Annotated in this window: 20 protein-coding genes and 1 tRNA gene; 8 read left to right on the top strand and 13 right to left on the bottom strand. The window is 70.3% G+C overall.

From position 1 onward, the window contains the following. The first annotated feature begins 49 nt into the window (after positions 1–49). The gene (locus ACFC06_RS21205; RefSeq protein ID WP_375933760.1) at positions 50–406 is read left to right on the top strand and encodes a nuclear transport factor 2 family protein; all 357 of its coding nucleotides are present in this window, start codon (positions 50–52) and stop codon (positions 404–406) included. On the opposite strand, the gene ACFC06_RS21200 is transcribed toward ACFC06_RS21205, so the two are convergent. The 5 genes from ACFC06_RS21200 to ACFC06_RS21180 form a co-directional block, all read right to left on the bottom strand. Continuing rightward, positions 400–1,620 (bottom strand): type II toxin-antitoxin system HipA family toxin, encoded by a 1,221-nt coding sequence (locus tag ACFC06_RS21200; protein ID WP_375933757.1) that lies wholly within the window; start codon positions 1,618–1,620, stop codon positions 400–402. The genes ACFC06_RS21205 and ACFC06_RS21200 overlap by 7 nt on opposite strands. Continuing rightward, the gene (locus tag ACFC06_RS21195) at positions 1,604–1,951 is read right to left on the bottom strand and encodes a helix-turn-helix domain-containing protein (protein WP_375933754.1); all 348 of its coding nucleotides are present in this window, start codon (positions 1,949–1,951) and stop codon (positions 1,604–1,606) included. The genes ACFC06_RS21200 and ACFC06_RS21195 overlap by 17 nt, the downstream gene beginning before the upstream one ends. 166 nt (positions 1,952–2,117) lie before the next feature. Beyond that, positions 2,118–3,209, bottom strand: coding sequence for a 3-deoxy-7-phosphoheptulonate synthase (locus ACFC06_RS21190; protein WP_375933751.1), 1,092 nt, complete (start codon positions 3,207–3,209; stop codon positions 2,118–2,120). Between the two features lie 321 nt (positions 3,210–3,530). Next, the gene (locus tag ACFC06_RS21185; protein WP_375933748.1) at positions 3,531–4,001 is read right to left on the bottom strand and encodes a carboxymuconolactone decarboxylase family protein; all 471 of its coding nucleotides are present in this window, start codon (positions 3,999–4,001) and stop codon (positions 3,531–3,533) included. A gap of 84 nt (positions 4,002–4,085) precedes the next feature. Next, positions 4,086–4,949, bottom strand: coding sequence for an oxidoreductase (locus ACFC06_RS21180; protein ID WP_375933746.1), 864 nt, complete (start codon positions 4,947–4,949; stop codon positions 4,086–4,088). 156 nt (positions 4,950–5,105) lie between these two features. On the opposite strand from ACFC06_RS21180, the gene ACFC06_RS21175 reads away from it, so the two are divergent. Beyond that, positions 5,106–6,719, top strand: coding sequence for a (2,3-dihydroxybenzoyl)adenylate synthase (locus ACFC06_RS21175; protein ID WP_375933743.1), 1,614 nt, complete (start codon positions 5,106–5,108; stop codon positions 6,717–6,719). A 61-nt stretch (positions 6,720–6,780) separates the two neighbouring features. On the opposite strand, the gene ACFC06_RS21170 is transcribed toward ACFC06_RS21175, so the two are convergent. Continuing rightward, entirely contained in the window at positions 6,781–7,650 is an 870-nt protein-coding gene (locus ACFC06_RS21170) for an alpha/beta fold hydrolase (protein WP_375933740.1), read from the bottom strand. Positions 7,651–7,752: 102 nt separating this feature from the next. Then, positions 7,753–9,039, bottom strand: a complete 1,287-nt coding sequence (locus ACFC06_RS21165) for a salicylate synthase (protein ID WP_375935677.1) — start codon at positions 9,037–9,039, stop codon at positions 7,753–7,755. A 190-nt stretch (positions 9,040–9,229) separates the two neighbouring features. Between ACFC06_RS21165 and ACFC06_RS21160 the strand changes: the two genes are divergently transcribed. Further along, on the top strand, positions 9,230–11,659 hold the full coding sequence (locus tag ACFC06_RS21160) for a glycerol-3-phosphate 1-O-acyltransferase (protein ID WP_375933738.1): 2,430 nt from the start codon (positions 9,230–9,232) through the stop codon (positions 11,657–11,659). Further along, a complete protein-coding gene (locus tag ACFC06_RS21155; RefSeq protein WP_375933735.1) occupies positions 11,659–13,074 on the top strand; it encodes a 1-acylglycerol-3-phosphate O-acyltransferase in 1,416 nt (471 codons plus the stop codon). Before ACFC06_RS21160 ends, ACFC06_RS21155 begins: the two co-directional genes overlap by 1 nt. 135 nt (positions 13,075–13,209) lie before the next feature. Here ACFC06_RS21155 and ACFC06_RS21150 read toward each other — a convergent pair whose 3' ends face one another. The 3 genes from ACFC06_RS21150 to ACFC06_RS21140 form a co-directional block, all read right to left on the bottom strand. Continuing rightward, complete coding sequence (locus ACFC06_RS21150) at positions 13,210–14,409, bottom strand: Dyp-type peroxidase (protein WP_375933733.1); 1,200 nt, start codon at positions 14,407–14,409, stop codon at positions 13,210–13,212. Next, the gene (locus tag ACFC06_RS21145) at positions 14,402–14,944 is read right to left on the bottom strand and encodes a copper chaperone PCu(A)C (RefSeq protein ID WP_375933730.1); all 543 of its coding nucleotides are present in this window, start codon (positions 14,942–14,944) and stop codon (positions 14,402–14,404) included. The genes ACFC06_RS21150 and ACFC06_RS21145 overlap by 8 nt, the downstream gene beginning before the upstream one ends. 117 nt (positions 14,945–15,061) lie before the next feature. Continuing rightward, positions 15,062–15,610 carry a hypothetical protein gene (locus tag ACFC06_RS21140; RefSeq protein ID WP_375933727.1) on the bottom strand — a complete coding sequence of 183 codons (549 nt, stop codon included), beginning with the start codon at positions 15,608–15,610 and terminating at the stop codon, positions 15,062–15,064. 152 nt (positions 15,611–15,762) lie between these two features. Between ACFC06_RS21140 and ACFC06_RS21135 the strand changes: the two genes are divergently transcribed. Continuing rightward, positions 15,763–16,197, top strand: a complete 435-nt coding sequence (locus ACFC06_RS21135; protein WP_375933724.1) for a DUF6069 family protein — start codon at positions 15,763–15,765, stop codon at positions 16,195–16,197. A gap of 55 nt (positions 16,198–16,252) precedes the next feature. On the opposite strand, the gene ACFC06_RS21130 is transcribed toward ACFC06_RS21135, so the two are convergent. Next, on the bottom strand, positions 16,253–16,972 hold the full coding sequence (locus ACFC06_RS21130) for a polyprenol monophosphomannose synthase (protein WP_375933721.1): 720 nt from the start codon (positions 16,970–16,972) through the stop codon (positions 16,253–16,255). 127 nt (positions 16,973–17,099) lie between these two features. Then, entirely contained in the window at positions 17,100–17,783 is a 684-nt protein-coding gene (locus ACFC06_RS21125; protein WP_375933719.1) for a GAP family protein, read from the bottom strand. 98 nt (positions 17,784–17,881) lie between these two features. Here ACFC06_RS21125 and ACFC06_RS21120 point away from each other — a divergent pair, with 98 nt between their 5' ends. The 3 genes from ACFC06_RS21120 to ACFC06_RS21110 are packed head-to-tail and all read left to right on the top strand — an operon-like array spanning position 17,882 to position 20,517. Continuing rightward, a complete protein-coding gene (locus ACFC06_RS21120) occupies positions 17,882–18,199 on the top strand; it encodes a hypothetical protein (RefSeq protein WP_375933716.1) in 318 nt (105 codons plus the stop codon). Beyond that, positions 18,199–19,467, top strand: coding sequence for a hypothetical protein (locus tag ACFC06_RS21115; protein ID WP_375933713.1), 1,269 nt, complete (start codon positions 18,199–18,201; stop codon positions 19,465–19,467). The genes ACFC06_RS21120 and ACFC06_RS21115 overlap by 1 nt, the downstream gene beginning before the upstream one ends. A 9-nt stretch (positions 19,468–19,476) precedes the next feature. After that, positions 19,477–20,517, top strand: a complete 1,041-nt coding sequence (locus tag ACFC06_RS21110) for a hypothetical protein (protein ID WP_375933710.1) — start codon at positions 19,477–19,479, stop codon at positions 20,515–20,517. 45 nt (positions 20,518–20,562) lie between these two features. On the opposite strand, the gene ACFC06_RS21105 is transcribed toward ACFC06_RS21110, so the two are convergent. Beyond that, a tRNA-Asp gene (locus ACFC06_RS21105) sits at positions 20,563–20,639 on the bottom strand. Positions 20,640–20,770 lie beyond the last annotated feature (131 nt).

Raw genomic sequence — 20,770 nt, 5'->3', positions numbered from 1 at the left:
ACCCGGCGGGTAATCGACACACCCACCGCGCACCGGCGACAGTCACCCCATGACAACGAACAAGGACCTGGTAGTCGACGCCTTCCACCGCTTCGCCGCAGGCGACATCGAAGTCCTGCGCACCCTCCTGCACGCGGGCTTCATCGAACACAGCCCCGGAAACCCCAGCGGCCGAGACGCTTTCATCGACTTCATCCGCACCTCCCCCGTCGCGGCCGCCGACCTGACCCTCCACCGCGTCATCGCCGAAGCCGACCTCGTCGCCCTGCACTACCGGATGACACCCCACAACACCCCGAACCCCGTTGCCGTCGTGGACATCTGGCGACTGGAGAACAACCTGATCGTCGAACACTGGGACGTCGTCCAGCCCCTCCCCATCCCCGGCGATCACGACAGTCAGTGAAGCGCACCGGGGTTCAGGAACTGCCGACCCCACAACGCGGCCCGTTCTGCCTGAGTCAGCTGCGCCTCGTCGGCAGCATCCGCCCACCCTTGCCGGATGCTGTGGACGATCCCGTCCACGATCCCGAGGCCACGCGCGCGGGTGAGTCCATAGACGTGTGCGCAATCGACCAGAGCCGCGAGCCGACTCTCCCGCTCGCCGTCGAGGCCGTAGGCCAGCGCCTGGAAGGCGGTTTCACCGCTGCGGGGTATCGGAGAGAGGTCGTACGCCGGCGTCAGGGTCAACGTGCGCCCGTCCCAGAACGCGGCGTGGTTCCTGAGGTGGTCATCCGTATTCGAGATCGCCATGTTGAACGCGATACGCGCGTAGAGGTCGGCGCCTGCGTCGGTGCCGTGTTCACGCAAGCTCGCGAGCAGCATCGGGTAGGTGCCATAGCGCGCGGTCATCTCGCCGAGGCCGGACAGCGTCAACCCCGACACAACGCGAGCGCGCCGACCACCACCTGGTCGATCGAAGCGTTCGACCAACAGGACTCGTCGTCCGAGTGAGGAAACAACCTCGAAATCGGGCACTGTGATTCCAGCGCGGCGCGCCAGCGAGAGGGCAGCCGCCTCGGCAGGAACGACCGGAAAAGGATCCGACGATGTAGAGAACTTCGCGAGATACTCGCGCGAATCGCTCTTGATCAGAGCTTTGGGCCGGGCGCCGCCCATCGTTGTTCCATCGACGAGAGCTTCGGCCAAGGCGGGTGGCAGACTTTCTCCGGCTTCGACAACCTGCGCGGCGCGGTGCAGATCGTCGAGCGATGCGGTGTCCTCTCGCCCAGCGTATCGAGAGGAACTGGATTGGAAGTCGTTCGCACCGAATCGGTTCGATCCCGATCGAAGCAGGTAGGTCTGTTCGTCCAGTCGGGTGACATCGGCCTGATGCCCCCGTTCACCGGTGAGCGCATTGAGCAGGACTCGTCGACCCCAGGCATCGGGTGCGCCGTCACGAAGCGCGCCGGGCATCCCGAGATCCTCGGTCGGTGGGTACGCCGCGACGTCGAGGGGCAGCGTGGGCGACAAGCTCACCGCCTCCGGCCGCTCCAGGTATCGCCGACCGTATTCGAACCACAACCCGTCGGGACGACGGCGCAGTCGGCCTGCGGGGATGGGCTCCACCGCATCGGCCGTCCACGTCCAGACGTACACATCGTCAGAAGTCGAGGCCATCGTCGTCACCCTTCGTTCCGGCCGAGCGAACTCTCGCGGGCAGCAGGGCGAGGCGTTCCTCGCCGCGCAGCCGCATTCGGGTCAGTTCGGCCTGGTCGGTGACGCCGTACAACGCGACTCCGGAGATCACCGCGACGTTCAGCACGTTTCCGATCGATACCGCGGGCGATCCGGTTTCGATCGAGCTGACGGTACGCGCGGATACTCCAGCGGCAGCGGCGAGCTGGGCCGCGGTCCACCCTTTGGCGATCCGCGCCTGCCGCACCTGCTGACCGAGGACCTGGACCGCATCGGCCGCCGCGGGATGAAGTCCTATCCGCTGCCTGGGCATAACAAGACCCCTCACTCCACATGATGCAATACTTCGCATTTAATCGAGGATTTGCCTCAAAGTATTGCACATTCAGGGACGCAGGATCTCGGACACCGCCGGGGTTATGGCCTCGACATGACGATCGTTGTGGCCCCGGTGTTTTCCGGGGCCACTCGGCGGCGGTTCAGGCCTTGCGGCGGGCATCGACCGCGGCGGCGAGGCGGTCGAGTTGGGTGGCGGTGGTGGTCCAGTCGATGCAGGCGTCGGTGATGGACTGGCCGTAGGTGAGGTCGTCGGAGCGGCCGAGGGTGAGGTCCTGGCGGCCCGCGACGAGGAAGGACTCCAGCATCAGGCCGACGACGCCCTGTTCGCCGGCGGCCAGGCGGTCGGCGATGTCGGTGACCACGTCTACCTGGCGGTTGTGGTCCTTGTTGGAGTTGCCGTGGCTGGCGTCGACGACCAGGCGCTGGGGCAGCGAGGACTTCTCCAGGCGCAGCTTGGCCTCGGCGCAGGAGGCCGCGTCGAAGTTGGTGCCGTTGCTGCCGCCGCGCAGGATGACGTGGCAGTCGGGGTTGCCCGAGGTGCGGATCAGCGCGGAGCGGCCGTCGAGGTCGGTGCCGGGGAAGACGTGGCTGGCCGCGGCGGCGCGCACGCCGTCGACCGCGACCTGCACGTCACCGTCGGTGCCGTTCTTGATGCCGACCGGCATCGACAGCGCCGAGGACAGCTGGCGGTGCACCTGGCTGGCGGCGGTGCGGGCACCGATCGCGCCGTAGGAGACCAGGTCCGCGATGTACTGCGGGGTGATCGGGTCGAGGAACTCACACGCCACCGGCAGGCCGAGGGCGGTGATGTCGACGAGGACCTTGCGGCCGATGCCCAGACCGGTGTTCACGTCGAACGAGCCGTCCAGGTGCGGGTCGTTGATCAGGCCCTTCCAGCCCAGCGTGGTGCGCGGCTTCTCGAAGTAGACGCGCATCACCACGTGCAGCCGGTCGCTGAGCTCTTCGGCCTTGGCGGCCAGCTTGCGGGCGTAGTCCAGCGCGGCGGCCGGGTCGTGCACCGAGCACGGGCCGACGATCACCATCAGGCGGTCGTCGTCGCCGTTGAGCACGTCGACGGTGGCCTTGCGGCCCGCGCGCACGGTGTCGGCGAGCTCGTCGGTGATGGGGTGGACCAGGCGCACCTCAGCGGGTGAACGCAGCGGGCTCACGCTGAGGGTGCGCTGATCGTCCAGGTCGGAGTGGCGCGAATCGACATCAACTGCCGTTGTCATGGGAATCGTGGGTCCTTTTCGTTGGAAGGCCGACCCACGGAGTTCGCCACCCGTCGAGCCGGTCAGGTGTCCGGCTCGGGCGGAGGAAGTCAGCGCGCAGGGTCGCAGACCGGCCCACCCAGGGCCGGGTCGCTAAACCAGAAATATGCGCGCTGCATGTCAGGGACTCTACCACCGGCGAATCGGCGCAGTCCTGGACACGGTCTCCGGGAGTGTGGACGATCACACTCCCGGAGACCGCGTGGCTCTCCTCGGTCACGACGCGACGCGGGCCTTCGGCGCCGGTGACCGAGGAGGGGAAAGTGACTGCGCGAGTTGGGTTCAGCCCAGCTGACCGGGCACGTAGTGACCTGCCGGGGTGTGGGCGACGGCATTGAGCCGGTTCCAGGCATTGATCATCGCGATCGCGGCGATGAGGGCCGCGATCTGATCGTCGTCGTAGTGCTTGCGCACCTGCTGCCAGGTCTCGTCGGTGACCTTGCCGCCGTCGGCGACGCGGGTGGTCTCCTCGGTCAGCGCCAGCGCCGCCCGCTCGGCCTCGGTGAACACGTCGGCCTCGTGCCAGGCGGCGACCAGGTGCAGCCGCACCGAGGTCTCCCCGGCGTGGGCGGCGTCCTTGGTGTGCATGTCGACGCAGAAGCTGCAGCCGTTGATCTGCGAGGCCCGGATCTTCACCAGCTCGTGGGTCACCGCGGGCAGCGGCGAATCGTCGATCACCTTGGCCGCCATGCTCATTCGCTTGACGAAGCTGGCGGTGACCTTGTTGCCGTAGAGATCGAAGCGCGGTTCCATGTTGACTCCTTCGTCGTGTCCGTGGGGTTCACAGAGACGACGGAGCGGGACCGCGCCGTGTGACATCGCGTCAGGTGAGCCCGGTCACAGCAGGCCGCAGAGCTTCTCCGACAGCTCCCACAGCGCACCGGCCAGCCGCTGGTCGCGCGAGGCGGCCGAGCTCGACACCCGCTTCGGGTAACCCCGCAGCTCGAGCAGCCCGTCGGGACCGTAGAACGCGCCCGGCTCGATATCGGCGGTGGCGGCGAACAGCGTGGGCAGCGCGCCCTGCTCGGCGCTCTGGGCCAGCGTCCGGTTGCCCAGCCACATGAACCATTCCTGGATGGACTCGGTGTGTGACATGAGCTCGGTCGCGGCGTAGCCGGGGTGCGCGGCCACCGAGACCACCGCCGAGCCCTCGCCCGCGAGGCGGCGCTGCAGTTCGTAGGCGAAGCTCAGGTCGGCCAGCTTGGACTGGCCGTAGGCGAGCCAGCGGTCGTAGCGGCGCTGCTCCCAGTTCGGGTCGTCGAGGTTGATCCTGCCGATGCGGTGGGCATTGCTCGACACCGTCACCACGCGGTCGGTGATGCGGTCGAGCAGCAGGTTGGTGAGCGCGAAATGGCCCAGGTAGTTGGTGCCGAACTGCATCTCGAAGCCGTCGGAGGTGCGTTGCAGCGGCAGTGCCATCACGCCGGCGTTGTTGATGAGCACGTCGGCGCGCTCGATCGAGTCGGCGAAGGCGCGCACGGAGTTCAGGTTCGCCAGGTCGAGCGCGCGGACCTCGGTGTCACCGGGCATGCCCGCCGCGACCTGCTCGGCCTTGGCCGTATTGCGGCAGGCCAGGATCACCCGCGCACCCGCCGCGCTCAGTGCCCGGGCGGTGGCGGCACCGAGCCCGCTGTTGGCACCGGTGACGATGATCGTGCGGCCGGTCTGGTCGGGCATGTTCGCGGTAGTCCACTTGCTCACCCGCGGAATTCTAGTTACACCAGGCAAAAGCGCGAATCGGCAAGAGCCGGAGCGCAGTTCGCGCGAGGATCACGGTATCGACTCCTGCACGGCGGCGCTCTACGCTCGATGATATAGGGTTGCCTAACCTACGACGGACGCAAGTGAGGGCAGTACATGACGTCGACATCGGCCGCGGCAGACCTCCGCGAGGGCTATGTCCCGTTCCCGGCGGACGCCGCCCAGGAGTACCGGACTGCCGGTTACTGGTCCGGCCGCACCCTCGGTGACCTGCTGCGCGACTCCGCCGAGGCGAACCCCGCGCGCCCGGCCGTACTGGGCGACACCCCGCTGACCTACGCCGAGCTCGACGCCGCCGCCGACCGGATGGCGCACGGCCTGCTCGCCCTCGGCATCGCGCCCGGCGACCGCGTCATCGTGCAGCTGCCGAACATCCCCGAGTTCGCGACCGTGCTGTTCGGGCTGCTGCGGGCGGGCATCGTCCCCGTGCTCACCCTGCCCGCGCACCGCCGCGCCGAGATCGAGCACCTCACCGCGCTCTCGGGCGCCGTGGCCTACCTGATCCCGGACCGGCTCGGCGATTTCGACTATCGCGAGCTGGCCGAGACCGTGCGCGCGGCCGTGCCGAGCCTGCGCCATGTGCTCGTCGCGGGTGATCCCGGCGCTTTCACCGCGCTGGATTCGGTTCCCCGCGAAGGTGATTCGCTGCCTGTGGTCGATCCGTCCGAGATCGCGGTGATGCTGGTCTCCGGTGGCACCACCGGTCTGCCCAAGCTGATCGCGCGCACCCACGACGACTACGTCTACAACGCGACCGCCAGCGCCGAGGTGTGCGGCCTGACCGCCGAGGACGTCTACCTCGCGACCCTGCCCGCCGCCCACAACTTCCCGCTGGCCTGCCCCGGCATCCTGGGCACCGTGGCCACCGGCGGCGCGATCGCCTTCACCCTCGACCCGAGCCCCGAATCGGCCTTCGCCGCGATCGAACAGCACCGGGTGAGCGTCACCGCCGTGGTGCCGCCGCTGGCACAGCTGTGGAGCGCGGCGGTGGAATGGGAAGAGGCCGACCTGAGTTCGCTGCGCTTGCTCCAGGTGGGTGGCGCGCGGCTGGCCGAGGTCAATGCCCGCGACGTGGAGCCCGCGCTGCGCTGCACGCTGCAGCAGGTGTTCGGGATGGCCGAGGGGCTGCTCAACTTCACCCGCCTCGACGACTCCACCGAACTGGTGTGCACCACCCAGGGCCGCCCACTGTCCCCCGCCGACGAACTGCGCGTCGTCGACGCCGAGGGCAACGATGTGGCGCCCGGCGAGGAAGGCGAGCTGCTCACCCGCGGCCCCTACACGTTGCGCGGGTATTACCGTGCGCCCGAACACAATGCGCGCGCCTTCACTCCCGACGGCTTCTACCGCAGCGGCGACCTGGTGCGTCAGCTGCCCAGCGGGCACCTGGTGGTCAGCGGCCGGATCAAGGACGTGATCAACCGCGGCGGCGAGAACATCTCCTGCGACGAACTCGAGGAGCACCTGCTCGCCCACCCCGCCGTCCGTCACGCCGCCGCCGTCGGCCTGCCCGACGCGACCCTCGGCGAAAAGGTCTGCGTGGTCCTGGTCGTCACCGGCGACCTCCCCACCCTGGTCGAACTCAAGACCTTCCTCACCGACCGCGGCCTGGCCACCTACAAACTCCCCGACCTCGTCCGCCAGGCCGACGCCCTCCCGCTCACCGCCGTCGGCAAGATCGACAAGAAGGCCCTACGCGCCACGTCGTAGCCCTTGCGGCTCAGCCGGGCGGAAACCGCGAACCCACCGTGCGGTCGATCACAGGTGGGGGTCAGTTGTTTCCGTCGAGGAGGGGTCGGAGGGTGTGGGCGAAGGGTTCGGGCTGGCCGGGGTAGCCGGATTCGGGGCCGGTGAAGCCGCCGTGGTGGCTGGGGAACAGGACCGGCTGGTGGCCGAGCTGTTCGGCGATCGCGGTGGTGGTGCGGTGGGTGACGGTGCCTGTCGACTCTTCGCCGTAGCCCAGGACGATACGGGTGGGGGCGGTGGTGAGGGTGGGGATGTCGAGGACGTAGGCGAGGACGGGGCGGGAGCGCTCGGAGAGCAGGGGGTCCTCGCGGGTGCCGTCGTCTTCGGTGGGGAGGCCGAACATCGCGGGGTCGGGGGTGGGGGCGGCGAAGTAGGCGTCGGTGTATTCGCCCTGCCAGGAGGTCATGGCGATGAAGGCGGCCATGCCCGCGCCGAAGCCCTTGGCCGCGTAGGCGTCGCGATAGCCCTCGGCCGCGCGTTCGGCGGCCGCGGCGTCCGGGAGGGCGGTGAGCAGCGGGGGTTCGTGGGCGACCAGGGTGGTCACGTCGTCGGGGTGGGCGGTGACGAGCGCGAGCGCGACGATGGCGCCGCCGCTGCTGGCGAAGACCTGGACCGGGCCCGCGCCGAGCGCGTCGATGACGGCGTGCACGTCCTCGGCGTGGACGGCGGGGACATTGTCGACCTGCCCGTCGGTGCGAACACTGCGGCCGAGCCCGCGCGGGTCATAGGTGACCACCGTGCGGTCGGGGAAGTACGCGGCGAGCGCCGTGAAGCCACCGGCTTCCATCGGCAGCCCCACCATGAGCAGCGGCGGGCGCCCGTCGGCGGCCGGAAGCGGGCCGTGGACGTCGTAGGTGAGCGTGGCGCCGGGAACGTCGAGCTGGTGTGTGGTCATGTCCGTACCGACGGGACGGGCGCCGGAAACTCATCGGTCCCCGCGAAAGACGAACGGCGGCTCGCCAGGGAAGGGATGAGCCGCCGTTCTCGCCGGTTGGTTTCAGGCCTTGACCACGTAGGGAGCCACGCTGCCGAGCTTCTCGCAGGTCTCCTCGAATTCGCGTTCGGGGCGGGACTGGCCCACCACCCCGGCACCGGCGCGCAGCCACGCGCCCTCGCCGGTCTGGTAGACGGCACGCAGGACCAGGGTGGCCTCGAGGGCGCCGGTGGGCGAGATGCGAACCACCGCACCGGAATACAGGCCGCGGGGTTCGTGGTCGTTGCGGAAGACCGAGTCGACCCCGGCCCGCTTGGGGATGCCGGAGGCGGTGACCGAGGGGAACAGGACCTCGAGCGCGTCCCAGCTGGTGCGGTCGGGAGCCAGGGTGCCACGGACGGTGGAGGCCAGATGCTGGACGCTGCCGCGTTCGCGCACCGCCATGAAATCGGAGACGGCGGGCGTGCCGGGCACGGACACCGCGGTGATCTCGGCGAAGGAGGTCTGCACCGAGATGGCGTGCTCGACGATCTCTTTCGGGTCGGCCAGCAGATCGGCGCGCGCGGCGCCATCGGCTTCGGCGCCGAGCCCGAAGGCGCGGGTGCCCGCCAGCGGTTCGGTGGTGACCACGCGATCGTCGTCGACGGAGGCCACCAGCTCGGGACTGAAACCGGCCGCCTCCAGCCCGCCCAGGCGCAGCAGGAACGAGCGGGCGGGGGTGTTGTTGGCGCGGCCGAGCCGGTAGGTGGCGGGCACGTCGACCGCGAAAGGCAGCTCGACCTTGCGCGACAGAATCACCTTCTGATAGCTGCCGGAACGGATTTCGGCGACCGCGGTGGCGACCCGCTCCTGGTAGCCGGTGGGGTCGAGCCGCACGTCGACGGGGGTGGACTCGGGCAGCTCGGTGCCCTGCGACTCGGCGATCAGATCATGGATGTCGCAGGCCTCGGTGGGGGTGGCGCCGCTGATGCGCACACCGGCGGCGTCGATGCGCACCTCGATGCGCGGAATCATCAGGTTGACCAGGGGCGTGCGCTGGTTGAGGTGGTCGGTCGCGGACAGGGCGTAGGCGCAGAATTCGAAGCCGATCCAGCCGTAGGCGTGGCGACCGTCGAGCGGGAGTTCGGCGAGGGCGGCGTCGACGACTCCGGCGGGGCTGCCGGTCCACGCGCGCGCGGTGGTCTCCCCGTTCCAGTGCACGCGCAGTTCCCCGGCGTCGAGTTCGACCCCGCCCAGCGGGTCGGCCGCGAAGACCCACTCCCCTGGCTGCTCGTACATCACGTACTCACCGAATCGGTCAGCCGCGGCCAGCCGGGACATCGCTGCCGCTGGATCGGTCACATACTCCACCCGGATGGGCTGCTCCGTCGACGACAACGATCCTCCAAGGTAATGCTGACCTAACTTTGCCGAGTTAGGTTAGCATTACCTCGCGGGTTAGCCAGCTCCAAAATGGGTATTCTTCACCACTCCCTCACCGCGCAACGCGCTGTGGTCCAAGTTCGGTGCGCCGAGGCCGAACTGCGGCTTGAATGGAGGGATGATCGACAACGGTGGGCGGCGTGGCCGACGTTCAGGATCGTCCGCGGACTCGGTGGTCGCCCTGGTCGACGCGGCCTCGGGCGTGGAACGCGAAGTGATCGGCACCTGGATCGCCGAGGGCGGCCTCGGTGCCGAGATCGGCGCCACGGCGCCGGTGACCCAACTCGACATGGACGCCAAGGCCATCACCAAACGCCTCGTCGGCAGGCACGACGATCCGCTCGTGGTGCCGGTGCGGGTGCTGTGGCTGCCACCCGAGCGCGACGGCGTCCGCCGCGTCACCTTCGCCGACCTGGCCCTGCTGACCAACCCGCGCAAGCCCAACCGGCTGGTCCAGCGCAGGCTGCTGCGCACCGAACCCGACCGGCACCGGGTGCTGGTCGGCGCGCCCGCGCGGCTCAGCGAGCTGCGCGCCAACAACCCGGAGGCGGCCGCGCTGTTGCGCGCCGGGACGGCCGACCCGTTCGCCCGCGCGGTGGTGCGCGCGGCGGTGGTCGCGCTCGAACGCGCCGAACGCACCGTCATCGGCGATCGGTACAAGGTGCCCCAGCTGGTGGCCGAGGAGATCCTGGACTCCCCCGAATTCCAGCGCAAACTCGACTACATCGCCGAGGAGATCGGCTCCGAACCCGACCAGGTGTATCGCGGCGCGGAGAAGGCGCTGCGCGAACTGGTGGCCGCGCAGAGCAGGCTGGTCTCGGACCTGTTCACCCAGGCCATGCGGCCGGTGCACGCCTCGACCTGGAAGGTCGACACCGATCTGGGCGGCCTGGACGCGCTGCGCACCCTCAACCGCAAGTACCCACTGGTGTTCCTGCCCTCGCATCGCTCCTATGTGGACGCGTTCGTCCTCGGTGACGTGCTGGCCCGCAACGACTTTCCGCCCAATCACGTGATCGGCGGTGCGAATCTGAGCTTCTGGCCGATGGGCCCGATCGCCCGGCGCACCGGCACGGTGTTCATCCGCCGCAGTTTCGGCGACGACGAGGTGTACAAGGCTGTCGTCGAGGAGTACTTCGCCTATCTGCTGGCCAAGCGCTTCAATATGGAGTGGTACTTCGAGGGTGGGCGCACCCGCACCGGCAAGCTCCGGCCGCCCCGCTACGGGCTGCTCAATTATCTTGCCGCCGCGGTGCGTTCGCGCCGGGTGGAGGACGTGATGCTGGTGCCGGTGTCGATCACCTACGAGCGGCTCAACGAGCTGGGCGCGATCGCCAGCGAGCAGTCCGGCGGCACCAAGAAGGCCGAGGGCATCGGCTGGCTGGCCAGATATGTGCGCAGTCAACAGCATTCGGCGGGCCGGGTGTATGTGCGCTTCGGCGAACCGATCTCGGCGCGCGAAGGGCTCACCACCCACGGCGATCCCCTGGATCAGCGCCCGGTGACCATCCCGCTGCGCGACACCGCCTCCGGGGCCACCAGCCGTCCCGACGAGTCGGCGCTGGCGGAGGTGGAACGTAAAGCGGTGCAGCGCTTGGCCTTCGATATCGCGGTCGGCATCAACGAGGTCACGCCGATCACGGTGAACGCGCTGGTCACCCTCGCCCTGCTCGGTGTGCACGAGCGCGCGCTGACCCTCGGCGAGGTACGCACCGTACTCGATCCGGTCCTCGGGTACATCGACGCGCGCGGCCTGCCCAGCGGCGAACTGACCGCCCTGCGCGACGAGCAGGGGCTGCGGGTGGTGCTCGAACAGCTGGCCCTGGCCGGGGTGGTGACGGTGTATCGCGGTGGGCTGGAAGCGGTCTACGCGATCGAGCCGGGCGCGCATCTCGAGGCGGCGTTCTACCGCAACAGCGCGGTGCACTGGTTCGTCAATCGCGCCATTCTCGAACTGGCGGCGCTCACCGCGGTGGAGGCGCCCGGCGACGATCCGCTGCGCTCGGCGTGGAAGGCGGCCTTCGCGCTGCGCGATCTGCTCAAGTTCGAGTTCTTCTTCCCGGAACGCCAGGAATTCGCCGACCAGATCATCGCCGAGGTACGGCTGATCGTCCCGGAATGGGACGAGCACACCCCCGACGACCGCCTCGACCGCCAATTCCTCAACGCCCTCACCGATTCCGGCTTCGTGATGGCGCATCGCGTGCTGCGCTCGTTCTTCGACGCGCAATTGGTAGTGGCCGAAAGGCTCGTGGCACGACCCGCGGACGCGGTGATCGATCGCAAGGAATTCATCGACGAGTGCGTGGCCGTGGGTAAGCAGATGCTTTTGCAGCAGCGGCTGCACAGTGCGGAATCGGTGTCGTCGGAATTGTTCACCAGCGCATGGAAACTCGCGGAGAACCACAAACTGATCGCCCCCGCCACCGGCGACGCCGCCGCCGAATTGATCCAGCGGCGCGCGGAATTCGCCCAGCAGCTGCGTGATCTCGGTGAGCGGATCGCGCGGGCGGCCACCCTGGACCCGTCGAACCGGACGGCCCTGTGATGAGCACGCTCGAGGCGGCGGTGGCCGCGATCCGGTCGGGTCCGCAGGGCGCGCAGGTGATCGCCGCGTTCGATTTCGGGGGGACCGTGGTCGACGGGATGCCGCGCCGGGGGCTGGTCAGCCGGGTGGTGCGGCGTGGTGACGCCCGGCGCGCCGCGCTGCTGGGCGGTATCCGGCGCGGCGGTGGGGACGGCGACTACGGGCGCTTCCTGCAGGCCGTCGAGCGGACCTGGGCCGGGGTGCCCGAGGAGGAACTGGTCGCGCTGGGCCGCGACGCGTTCCGGAAGGAGATCTACGGGCGGCTGTTCCCGGAGGCGTGGCGGCTCGTCCGCGAACATCAGCTGGCCGGGCACACGGTGGTGCTGGTCAGCGAGCTGACGGTCTATCAGGTGGGCCCGGCGGCCGGGCGGCTCGGCATCGAACACGTGCTGTGCACGCGACCGGCCATCGAGGACGGCGTCCTGACCGGCCATCTCGACGGGCCGCCGCTGTGGCGTGCGGGGAAGGCCGGTGCCGTGCGCGAGTTCGCCGCGGGGCTCGGCGCCGAGGTGGGCTATGTCTACGCCGACAGCGCGACCGACCTGCCCCTGCTCGAGCTGGCGGCCGTCCCCACCGCCGTCGACCCCGATCCGGCGCTGGCCGAGCACGCGGCCGCCGCGGGCTGGGCGAGCCTCACCTTCCGCGCGCGCCGCGCCCCGCGCCCGATCGACTACCTGCGCACCGTGGCGGGCTTCGCCGCGCTGCTCGGCGGCGCGCTGACCGGAGTGCTGCGCAAGTCCTACACCCGCAGGCGCCGGGCCATGGCCGACGCGCTGCTGCACGACGCCACCACGGCGACCCTGCGCGCGATCGATGTCCGGCTGCGGGTGGTGGGCGCCGAGCACGCCCGCGCGCCACGGCCCGCGGTGTTCCTGTTCAACCATCAGAGCCAGTTCGACGTGATCATCGTGCCCAAGGTGCTCGACGGGGCGGTGACCGGCGTCGGCAAGAAGGAACTGGCCAAGCATCCGCTGTTCGGGCCGCTCATGCGGTTCGTCGGCGTCACCTTCATCGACCGCTCCGACACCGAGCGCGCCAAAGCCGCACTGGCCCCGGTGGTCTCGACCCTGCGCGAGGGGCTGTCCATCGCGGTAGCGCCCGAGGGCACCCGCTCGTACACGCCCGGGGTGGGGCCGTTCAAGAAGGGCGCGTTCCACATCGCCGTGCAGGCGGGCGTCCCGGTGATCCCGGTGGTGATCCGCAATGCCGGTGAGATCGCCTGGCGGGATTCGCCGATCGCGCGCGCGGGAATCGTGGATGTGGCGGTGCTGGCACCGATCGATGTGTCGGAGTGGGACCCGGCGGAGATGGACGACGAGGTCGAGGGCGTGCGTCGGCTCTACGAACACACGCTGCTGAACTGGCCACACGACTGACATCTGTGGTGCGCGGCGGCACCGGCGCCGCGCGGGTGGCGCGCGCAACTGGGTGAGCACGCCTGGCAGCTGTGTAGCCGCATCGGAATCGCCGACGACTGGGCGGCCGCACGGCGATGCGCGGCCGCCCAGCGGTCAACTGTCGAACAACTGCTGGCCCAAGTAGTGGCCTGGGCCGGGGACACCGGCGGGGATCGCGAAGACCGCCGATCCGATGGGGGTCGTCCATTCGTTGAGCGCGTCGAATTCCGCCAGTCGTCGCTGGACCGGCAGGAACTGGGTGTCGATATCGCGCTGGTAGGCGACGAACAGCAGGCCCGAATTCGACACCTGGCCGGGTGCCGGGGGCTCGTCGTAGTTGAAGCCGCGGCGCAGGAACCGTTCCCCGGCGTGGGTGTGCCGGGCGCGGGCGACGTGGGAGCCCGGTGGGATGACCGGGATGCCGTTGCGGTCGACCGCGGTCAGGTCCGGCTCGTCGTGCTCGGCGGTACCGGTGAGCGGGGCGCCGTCGGACACCCGGCGGCCGACGGTGAGTTCGCGGCCGTCGGCGTCGAGTTCGTCCCAGGTGTCGAGGTCCATGGCGATGCGCCGCAGGACCAGGCTCGTGCCGCCGGACAGCCAGGGTGTGGTCGCGCCGTCGTCCCAGATCAGCCGGTCGAAATCGGCCGGGGCGATGCCGACGGTGCCGTCGAGCTGGCCCATCAGGTTGCGCGGGGTCTGCCCGGGTGGGGCGTCCCGGAAACCGCGCTGCACCCAGCGCGTCCGCACCAGCGAGCGCACGTGCTTGGACAGCACGCGCGTCGCGTGGGCGACGGTGGTCGCCTCGTCGGCGCAGATCTGGAGGACCAGGTCGGCGCCGGTGTAGGCGGGGTCGAGACGGTCGATCGGGAAGGCCGGGAGCGGGCGTAACCAGGGCGGCCTGCGGTCCTCGACACCCGCGGCGGTGAACAGGCCGGGGCCGAAGCCGACGGTGATGGTCAGGCGGGCCGGTCTGGCCGCCAGTTCCGGTTCGGTGTCGGCCAGGGCCGGGCCGCCCCGGGTGAGGCGGTGGGCGTCGTCGGTCCAGATCCGGAGCAGGCCGATGATGTCGTCGCGGGTGACCTCCGGCGCGAGGTCGAAGCCCGCGAAGGTGACGTGGCCCGGCGGCGGGGTCGCGATACCGGCCTGGTGCGGGCCGTAGAACTCGACGACGTCAGCGGCCGGGTCGCGCTCCGGCTCGGCACGCGGGAGACCGGCCGCGCCCCAGCCGATTCCCGCCGCGCCGACCACACCCACCGCCGCCGCTCCCCCGCCGAGCAGACGCCGGCGGGACAGGCCCGGCTTCGGATCAGCCACCGTGGGCGGGGTTCTCGGCGCCCGGCACGTAATGCTCGTTGCCGCCGGCGAAATCGCGGATCTGGGCGGTGACCACGGAGGTGGAGCCGTCGGCGAAGGTGAGCGTGAGCGAGGTCTCCGCGCCGGTGCGCAGGGGTTGCAGCAGGTCCATGAACATGAGGTGCTCGGCGCCGGGGCGCAGGGTCACCGCGCCGTGGGCGGGGATGGTGATGCCGCCTTCCTTGGGGCGCATGGTCTTCGCGCCGGTGCTGTCGGGGACCACCTCGTGGATCTCCACCCGGGCCGAGGCGGGGCTGGTGGCGGCGACGAGGGTCACCGGTTCGTCGCCGGTGTTGGTGAGATCGCCGAAGGCGGCGGACATGCCGGAGTCGGCGGCCTTGATCCACTGGTCGCTCAGGGTGACCCTGTCGCTCTGGGCGGACGACGGCGCGGCGTCGGTACCGGTGCAGGCGGTGGCGAAGACAGCGAGGACGGACAGGGCGGTCGTGGCGCCGAGGCGGCGGGCGATGCGCGGGGTACGCGGGAACGCGGACACGGAAGATCTCCGATCGTGGGTGAGTGGACCCCGGACCGGTCGACACGGGAAATCGGTCGCCGGGAAGACGACCGGTGCCGATGCGGGTTGAGCGCCCGAAGCCGGACAGGCGGGGCGCTAAGCCGGGGTGAGGTGACGCGCGATACCGGGGACGCGCGGCGGGGCGCGCAGGCCGATGCCGGGATGCCGGAGAAGCCGGTGGAGGATCGCGCGGTCGTCGGCGCGGGGTGAGCGCGATGGCGCGGTCGGGGTGGCGAGGAAGCCGGTGAGGATGACGATCAGGCGGCGGACGCTGGTGATCGCGCGGCGGGCACCGGCTTCGGCGGCGCGGATGGCGAGGGCGCAGACCGGGACCGCGATGCCGTGCGCGAGCAGCATGGCCGCGGTGAGGTCGTGGTGGTGGGTGTGCCCGAGGGACAGGGCGGTGTGGCCGACGGCCTGGCCGCCGGTCAGCAGGGCCATGGTCGCGGCCGGTCCGGTGGCGCGGGGCAGCGCCGCGGCGACGACACCGATCAGGGCGCAGGCGGCCAGCAGCAGGGTGATCGCCGCACCGCTGGGCGCGGCACCCGCGCCGCCGAGTCCGTGGGCCAGGATCGCGACCGCACCGGCGGCAGCACCGACCGCGGCACCGCGCAGGTGCGCGGCCGGATCCGGGGGTGCGGGCACCCCGCCATGCTACGATCTCCTGTCGTAGTTGTCCGGCGCAGGTCCCTCACCAGCGTTTTCCGTTTTCCCGGAATCGAATTCGCGTACAACGCTTGACCTAAACCATTGTTCAGGTTGGATGCTCGTCTCACCACCGAATGAGGGAGAACATCATGACCACCATCGCCGCCACCGCCGACCGCACCCTGCCCGCCCTGAACCGGCCCGTCGCCGTGCTGGGTGGCGTGGTCGCCGCGGTCGTGCTGAATCTGATCGTCTGGGGCATCGGCGCCGCCGCGGGCGGATCGTTCGTCGTCACCGACGGGGACACGGTCAGCGATGTCGCACCGGGCGGGGTGGTGATCATGTCGGCCGTGCCGCTGCTGATCGGCCTGACCGCCGCGGTGCTGGTGTCCTACCTGTGGACCGGCGTGCTGCGGGTCGCCGAGGTCGTCGGCTCGGTGCTGGCCGTCGCGACCATCGGCCTGACGGTCGCCGCGGACTTCGACACCGCCTCCACCGTCGCGCTGTCGGTCATGCACGTGGTGCTGGTGCCGGTGATCGTGGTCGCGCTGGAAGGCGTGCGCCGCGGCATCGCCGCCCGCTGACCCCGGACACGACGAAGGGCCCCGCCGATCCGGCGGGGCCCTTTCGTGCGAACGCTCAGACCGAGCGGCCGAACAGCAGCTTCCACGGCATCAGCGCCGACTCGATCTGCACCTTGAAACTCATCTTCGAGGCACCCACGGTGCGCTCCTCGAACCGGATCGGCACCTCGGCGATCGTGTACCCCTTCTTGATCGCGCGGTAGTTCATCTCGACCTGGAACGAGTAGCCGTTGCTGCGGATCGAGGCCACGTCGATGGCGCGCAGGGTGTCGGCCTTCCACGCCTTGAAGCCCGCGGTGGCGTCCTTGACGCCCAGGCGCAGGATCAGGTTGACGTAGAAATTGGCCCAGGCCGAGAGGGCCTTGCGGTACCACTTCCACTCCTCGGCGGTCGAGCCGCCGGGCACGTAGCGCGAGCCCAGAACCACGCCGACATCCGGCGAGCTCAGCTTGTCGAGCATGGCCGGGATCACCTCGGCGGGGTGCGAGAGGTCGGCGTCCATCTGGATCACCACGTCGGCGCCGTCGGCGAGGGCCTGGGTGATGCCCGCGATGTAGGCGCGGCCGAGGCCGTCCTTCTCGGTGCGGTGCAGCACGCTCACCACGTTCGGCAGGTCGGCGGCCAGCTTGTCGGCCACCTCGCCGGTGCCGTCGGGTGAGTTGTCGTCCACCACCAGCACGTGCAGATCGGGGACCGGCAGCGCCGTCAGCCGCTCCACCGCCACCGGCAGATTTTCCCGCTCGTCGTAGGTCGGCACAACAACGGTAACCCTCAAGGGTCGCCCTCCCTGCTCACCTGGTAACGCCCGGCGACCCGGGTAACCGGGCGCCGCGGCATGTCATCGATTCGTTATGACGGTACTCGATCGACCTGACAGGAAACCGATCGGCCGGGCCGGGCCCTCACCACAGCCGCCCGGCGTGGACCAGCGCGTCCACCACCAGCGCGACACCGAACACCACGAAAAGCACCCGCACCACCGGCGGCCCGAAGCGGGTGATCCCCCGCACGAGCAGGCGGTACACCCGCCGCGCCCGCGGAGTCCGGCGCAGGGCCAGCGCCAGCACGATCAGCGGCAGCACCAGCGCGACCAGGCAGTACGCCGCCACGATCACCGGCCAGCCCAGCGGCAGTGGACGCTGCGCGGCCAGCAGCGCCAGCGCCGCCAGGTACGGCACCGAGGTGGGCACCTTGGCCAGCCCGAGGGTGAAGCCGACCACACCCATCAGCCACGGCCGCTCGCGCACCGGCCGCACCCAGCGACCGCCCGTGCGCGCGGTCGCGGTCACCGGCAGCGCCGCCACCCCGATCAGCCCCAGGCCGATCAGCAGTTCACCCCAGTACCGCAGCGTCGGGGTGAGCTCGAAGTCCAGCCAGCGGACCAGGAAATCGAGGCCGAGCACGGTGCACAGACCGAAGGCGAAGGAGACGGCGAAGACCCCGCCGATGAAACTGAGCACCCCGACCACCGGCGAGCGACGGGTCAGTCTCGCGTCGGCGACCACGGCGGTGGTGATGGCCACCAGCAGCACGTCGAGCGCGTCGAGGACGGCGAACCCGAGCAGCGTGATCAGCAGGACTCCCATGACTTGCGCGACCCTACTCGGCCCGACCCCGCCCACAACGGCCGCGACCTGGTTACGCTTTTCCTGGGAGCACCCGCGATCGTGAAGGGGAAGACCTCGTGGCAGAAATGTCTTTCGACCCGGCAGCGCTCGACGCCTATCAGCGTGCGGCAGCCCGGGTTTCCGAACTACTCGGCACAGCGGCAACCGACACCACCACCGCGGCGGGGGTCGATCTATCCGGATTAGGCGTGCTCGGGCGCGAATTCGCGGCCGCCTGGAGCAAGGCGGCGGGTGATCACGCCGCGACCCTGAGCACCGCGGGCAATCTGGTCAGCACCTACCAGGGCATCCTGGATCGCTTCGGCAGCGCGGTCGTCGGCATCGACACCGGACTGGCGGGCGACCTCGACGCCGTCGCGAGCGAGGTGGCGTGATGCGCACGAAATCGCTGGTCACCGAGAACACCCTGAGCACGATCACCCCCGCCGAGGCCGAGGCCAAGCTCGCGCCGGTGATCGCCCTGCTCGAGGTGCCGCTGCTGGAACTGCGGAAATCGCTGGGCACCAACACCTCCGCCGACCCCGATCCGTCGGTGGTCTCGGCACTGACCTCGGCCTCGAACGCGACCACCGCCACCGAGGACCCGCACCGCCTCGGCCTCTACGCGCTCGAGTCCACCGACACCGCGGCCCCGGCCACCCCGGCACTGCGCCAGACCGCGACGGAGGTCTCCGCGGCCGCCGACCGCGGCCAGCGGCTGAGCACCCTGCTCGGACAGGCACATTCGACCCAGGCCACCGCGGCCGCCAAGGTCGACGCGATCATCGCCGACTTCCGCGCCAAGGCCAAGGCCGCCGCACCGGCGGTGAACAGCAACAACCTCGACGCCATCGTCGAACTCGCCGAGGAGGCCATCACCGAGGCGGTCGGGGTGGTCGGCACCGCCAGCACCGACATGGACCAGTACACCCGCGACACCGAAGAGCTCACCAGCGATCTCGGCGGCACCAACGGGGTGACGGTCCCGCCCGGCGCCACCGAGGTCGCCCCCGGCGTCTACGTGCTCGGCACCGGCGGCACCTCGACCGGTGACTACAGCTTCGACGACGACACCGAGTCCACCGGCGACCCCGCCACCGATGCCCAGATCGCCTTGCAGAAGGCGCTGATCAGCGGCGGGGTGTCGCTGGGGACCGCGGCGATCGACGCGGGCGTGGAGTTCGGCACGCACCTGATCGACAAGATCGCCGAGGTCGCCATGTACGGCATCGACTCGGGCACCGAACTGGCCACCACCGGCATCGACACGCTGGCCGCGGGCGTCACCGGTGGCGACACCGCGACCGCCCCGGCGGGCACCACGCCGACCACACCCACGACCCCGTCGGGCAACGGCGGCAATTCCAGCACGCTGTTCGGCGGACTCGGCGGGACCAGCGACAAGCCGGCCACCGCCGCGCCGAGCACCCCCAGCAAGCCCGACACTCCGTCGACGGTCACGCCGACCACACCGGAGCCGTCCTACCAGGCACCCAAGACCGAGGTGCCGTTCCAGTCGCCGGGCAACAACCAGGCGCCCACCCAGCAGCCGGTGCAGGGCGGGGTGATCCCGCCCGCCGCCCGTCCCCAGCAGGATCAGGAGAGCGAACGGCCCGCCGCGCCCAAGCACGGCCAGCCGGGAGTCGTCCCGGCCCCGGCCTAGGAGGCGTGCGTGGACAACCCGTTCGGCGCGTACTTCACCTCACCGGACGCGCCACCGCCCGCCCGCCGCCGCCCGCAGGGCAAGCGACGGCGCAGGCGGCGGCGCGAGGCCGAGCCGCAGACGATCGGCACCACCCCGGAGACCTGGCCGCCGCCGGACCCGGAGCCGTTCGACGACCGGCCGGTCGCCACGCCCGTCCACGTCGAGCCGGTGTACCGCACCGACGCCGACGACGACGGGTTCACCGGCGACTGGAACGACTGGCACGACGACACCCCCGTCCCCGAGGCACCGGCGCGCCACGACGACGTGGACTGGAACGACTGGGCCACCACCACCGCCACCGAACAGAGCGGCGACCACGTCGAGATGCCGGTGCTGCCGCGGCTCAAGGACTTCGGCGGGGGCGGCACCGTCACCCGGCGGCCGCGCAAGTCCTTCGACGACGAACGCTACGACGATCCGCACGGGCGCGCGAAGGCCGCGGCGGTGATCAAGGGCGTGGTCGGCGCGCTGGTGTTCGTGGTCGCGCTCGGCCTGGCCGCCAATATCTTCCTCGGCCCCTCCGACAAGGCCGACTCCGCGAAACAGGCCGCGCTGGCGGGTGTTCCGGTGACCACGGCCGCCGAGGAGACCGTGGTCGCCCCGGCACCACCACATGCCGTGGACGGCTGCGAGTCCTTCCGCAGTTCCTCGATCACCATCAGCGCCGACCGTGGCGACACCGCGACCCCCCAGGGCGCGATCCTGGGTTTCGAATACAGCTACTACGTCGACCGTGACGCCGCCAAGGCCCGCGCCTACGTCACCGACAACGCCCATGTCGGCGACGAGGCCGCGCTGGCGGCGGGCATCGCCACCTTCCCGGCCGGGGTGAAGTACTGCATCCACATCACCCGCGCCGACACCACCGATCCGTCGGTGTGGAACGTCACCGTGCAGCAGCAGTGGCCCGGTGACACCGCCATCGAGAAGATCAACCAGACGATGCGTACCACCGAGGTCGCCCCCGGCCGCTACCGCATCACCAGCATCGATCACCGGAACTGAAGGACGCGAAAGGCCCCCACACCGGCATGGTGTGGGGGCCTTTCGTGGCGACCCTGACGGGACTCGAACCCGCGACCTCCGCCGTGACAGGGCGGCGCGCTAACCAACTGCGCCACAGGGCCTCGATGTAGTGCTGGTGCAGCGTACGCCAGGTGGGGCGTCGGGGCGTAATCGTGCTGGTCGGCTCGATAGTTGACACCCACGTCAAGTCCGATGACACTGTGATCGTGACCACACCGGGGGCTGAGTCGTC

Source organism: Nocardia sp. NPDC056064 (assembly GCF_042266925.1).
GTDB lineage: Bacteria > Actinomycetota > Actinomycetes > Mycobacteriales > Mycobacteriaceae > Nocardia.
This window is presented reverse-complemented; position numbering and strand designations above follow the sequence as displayed.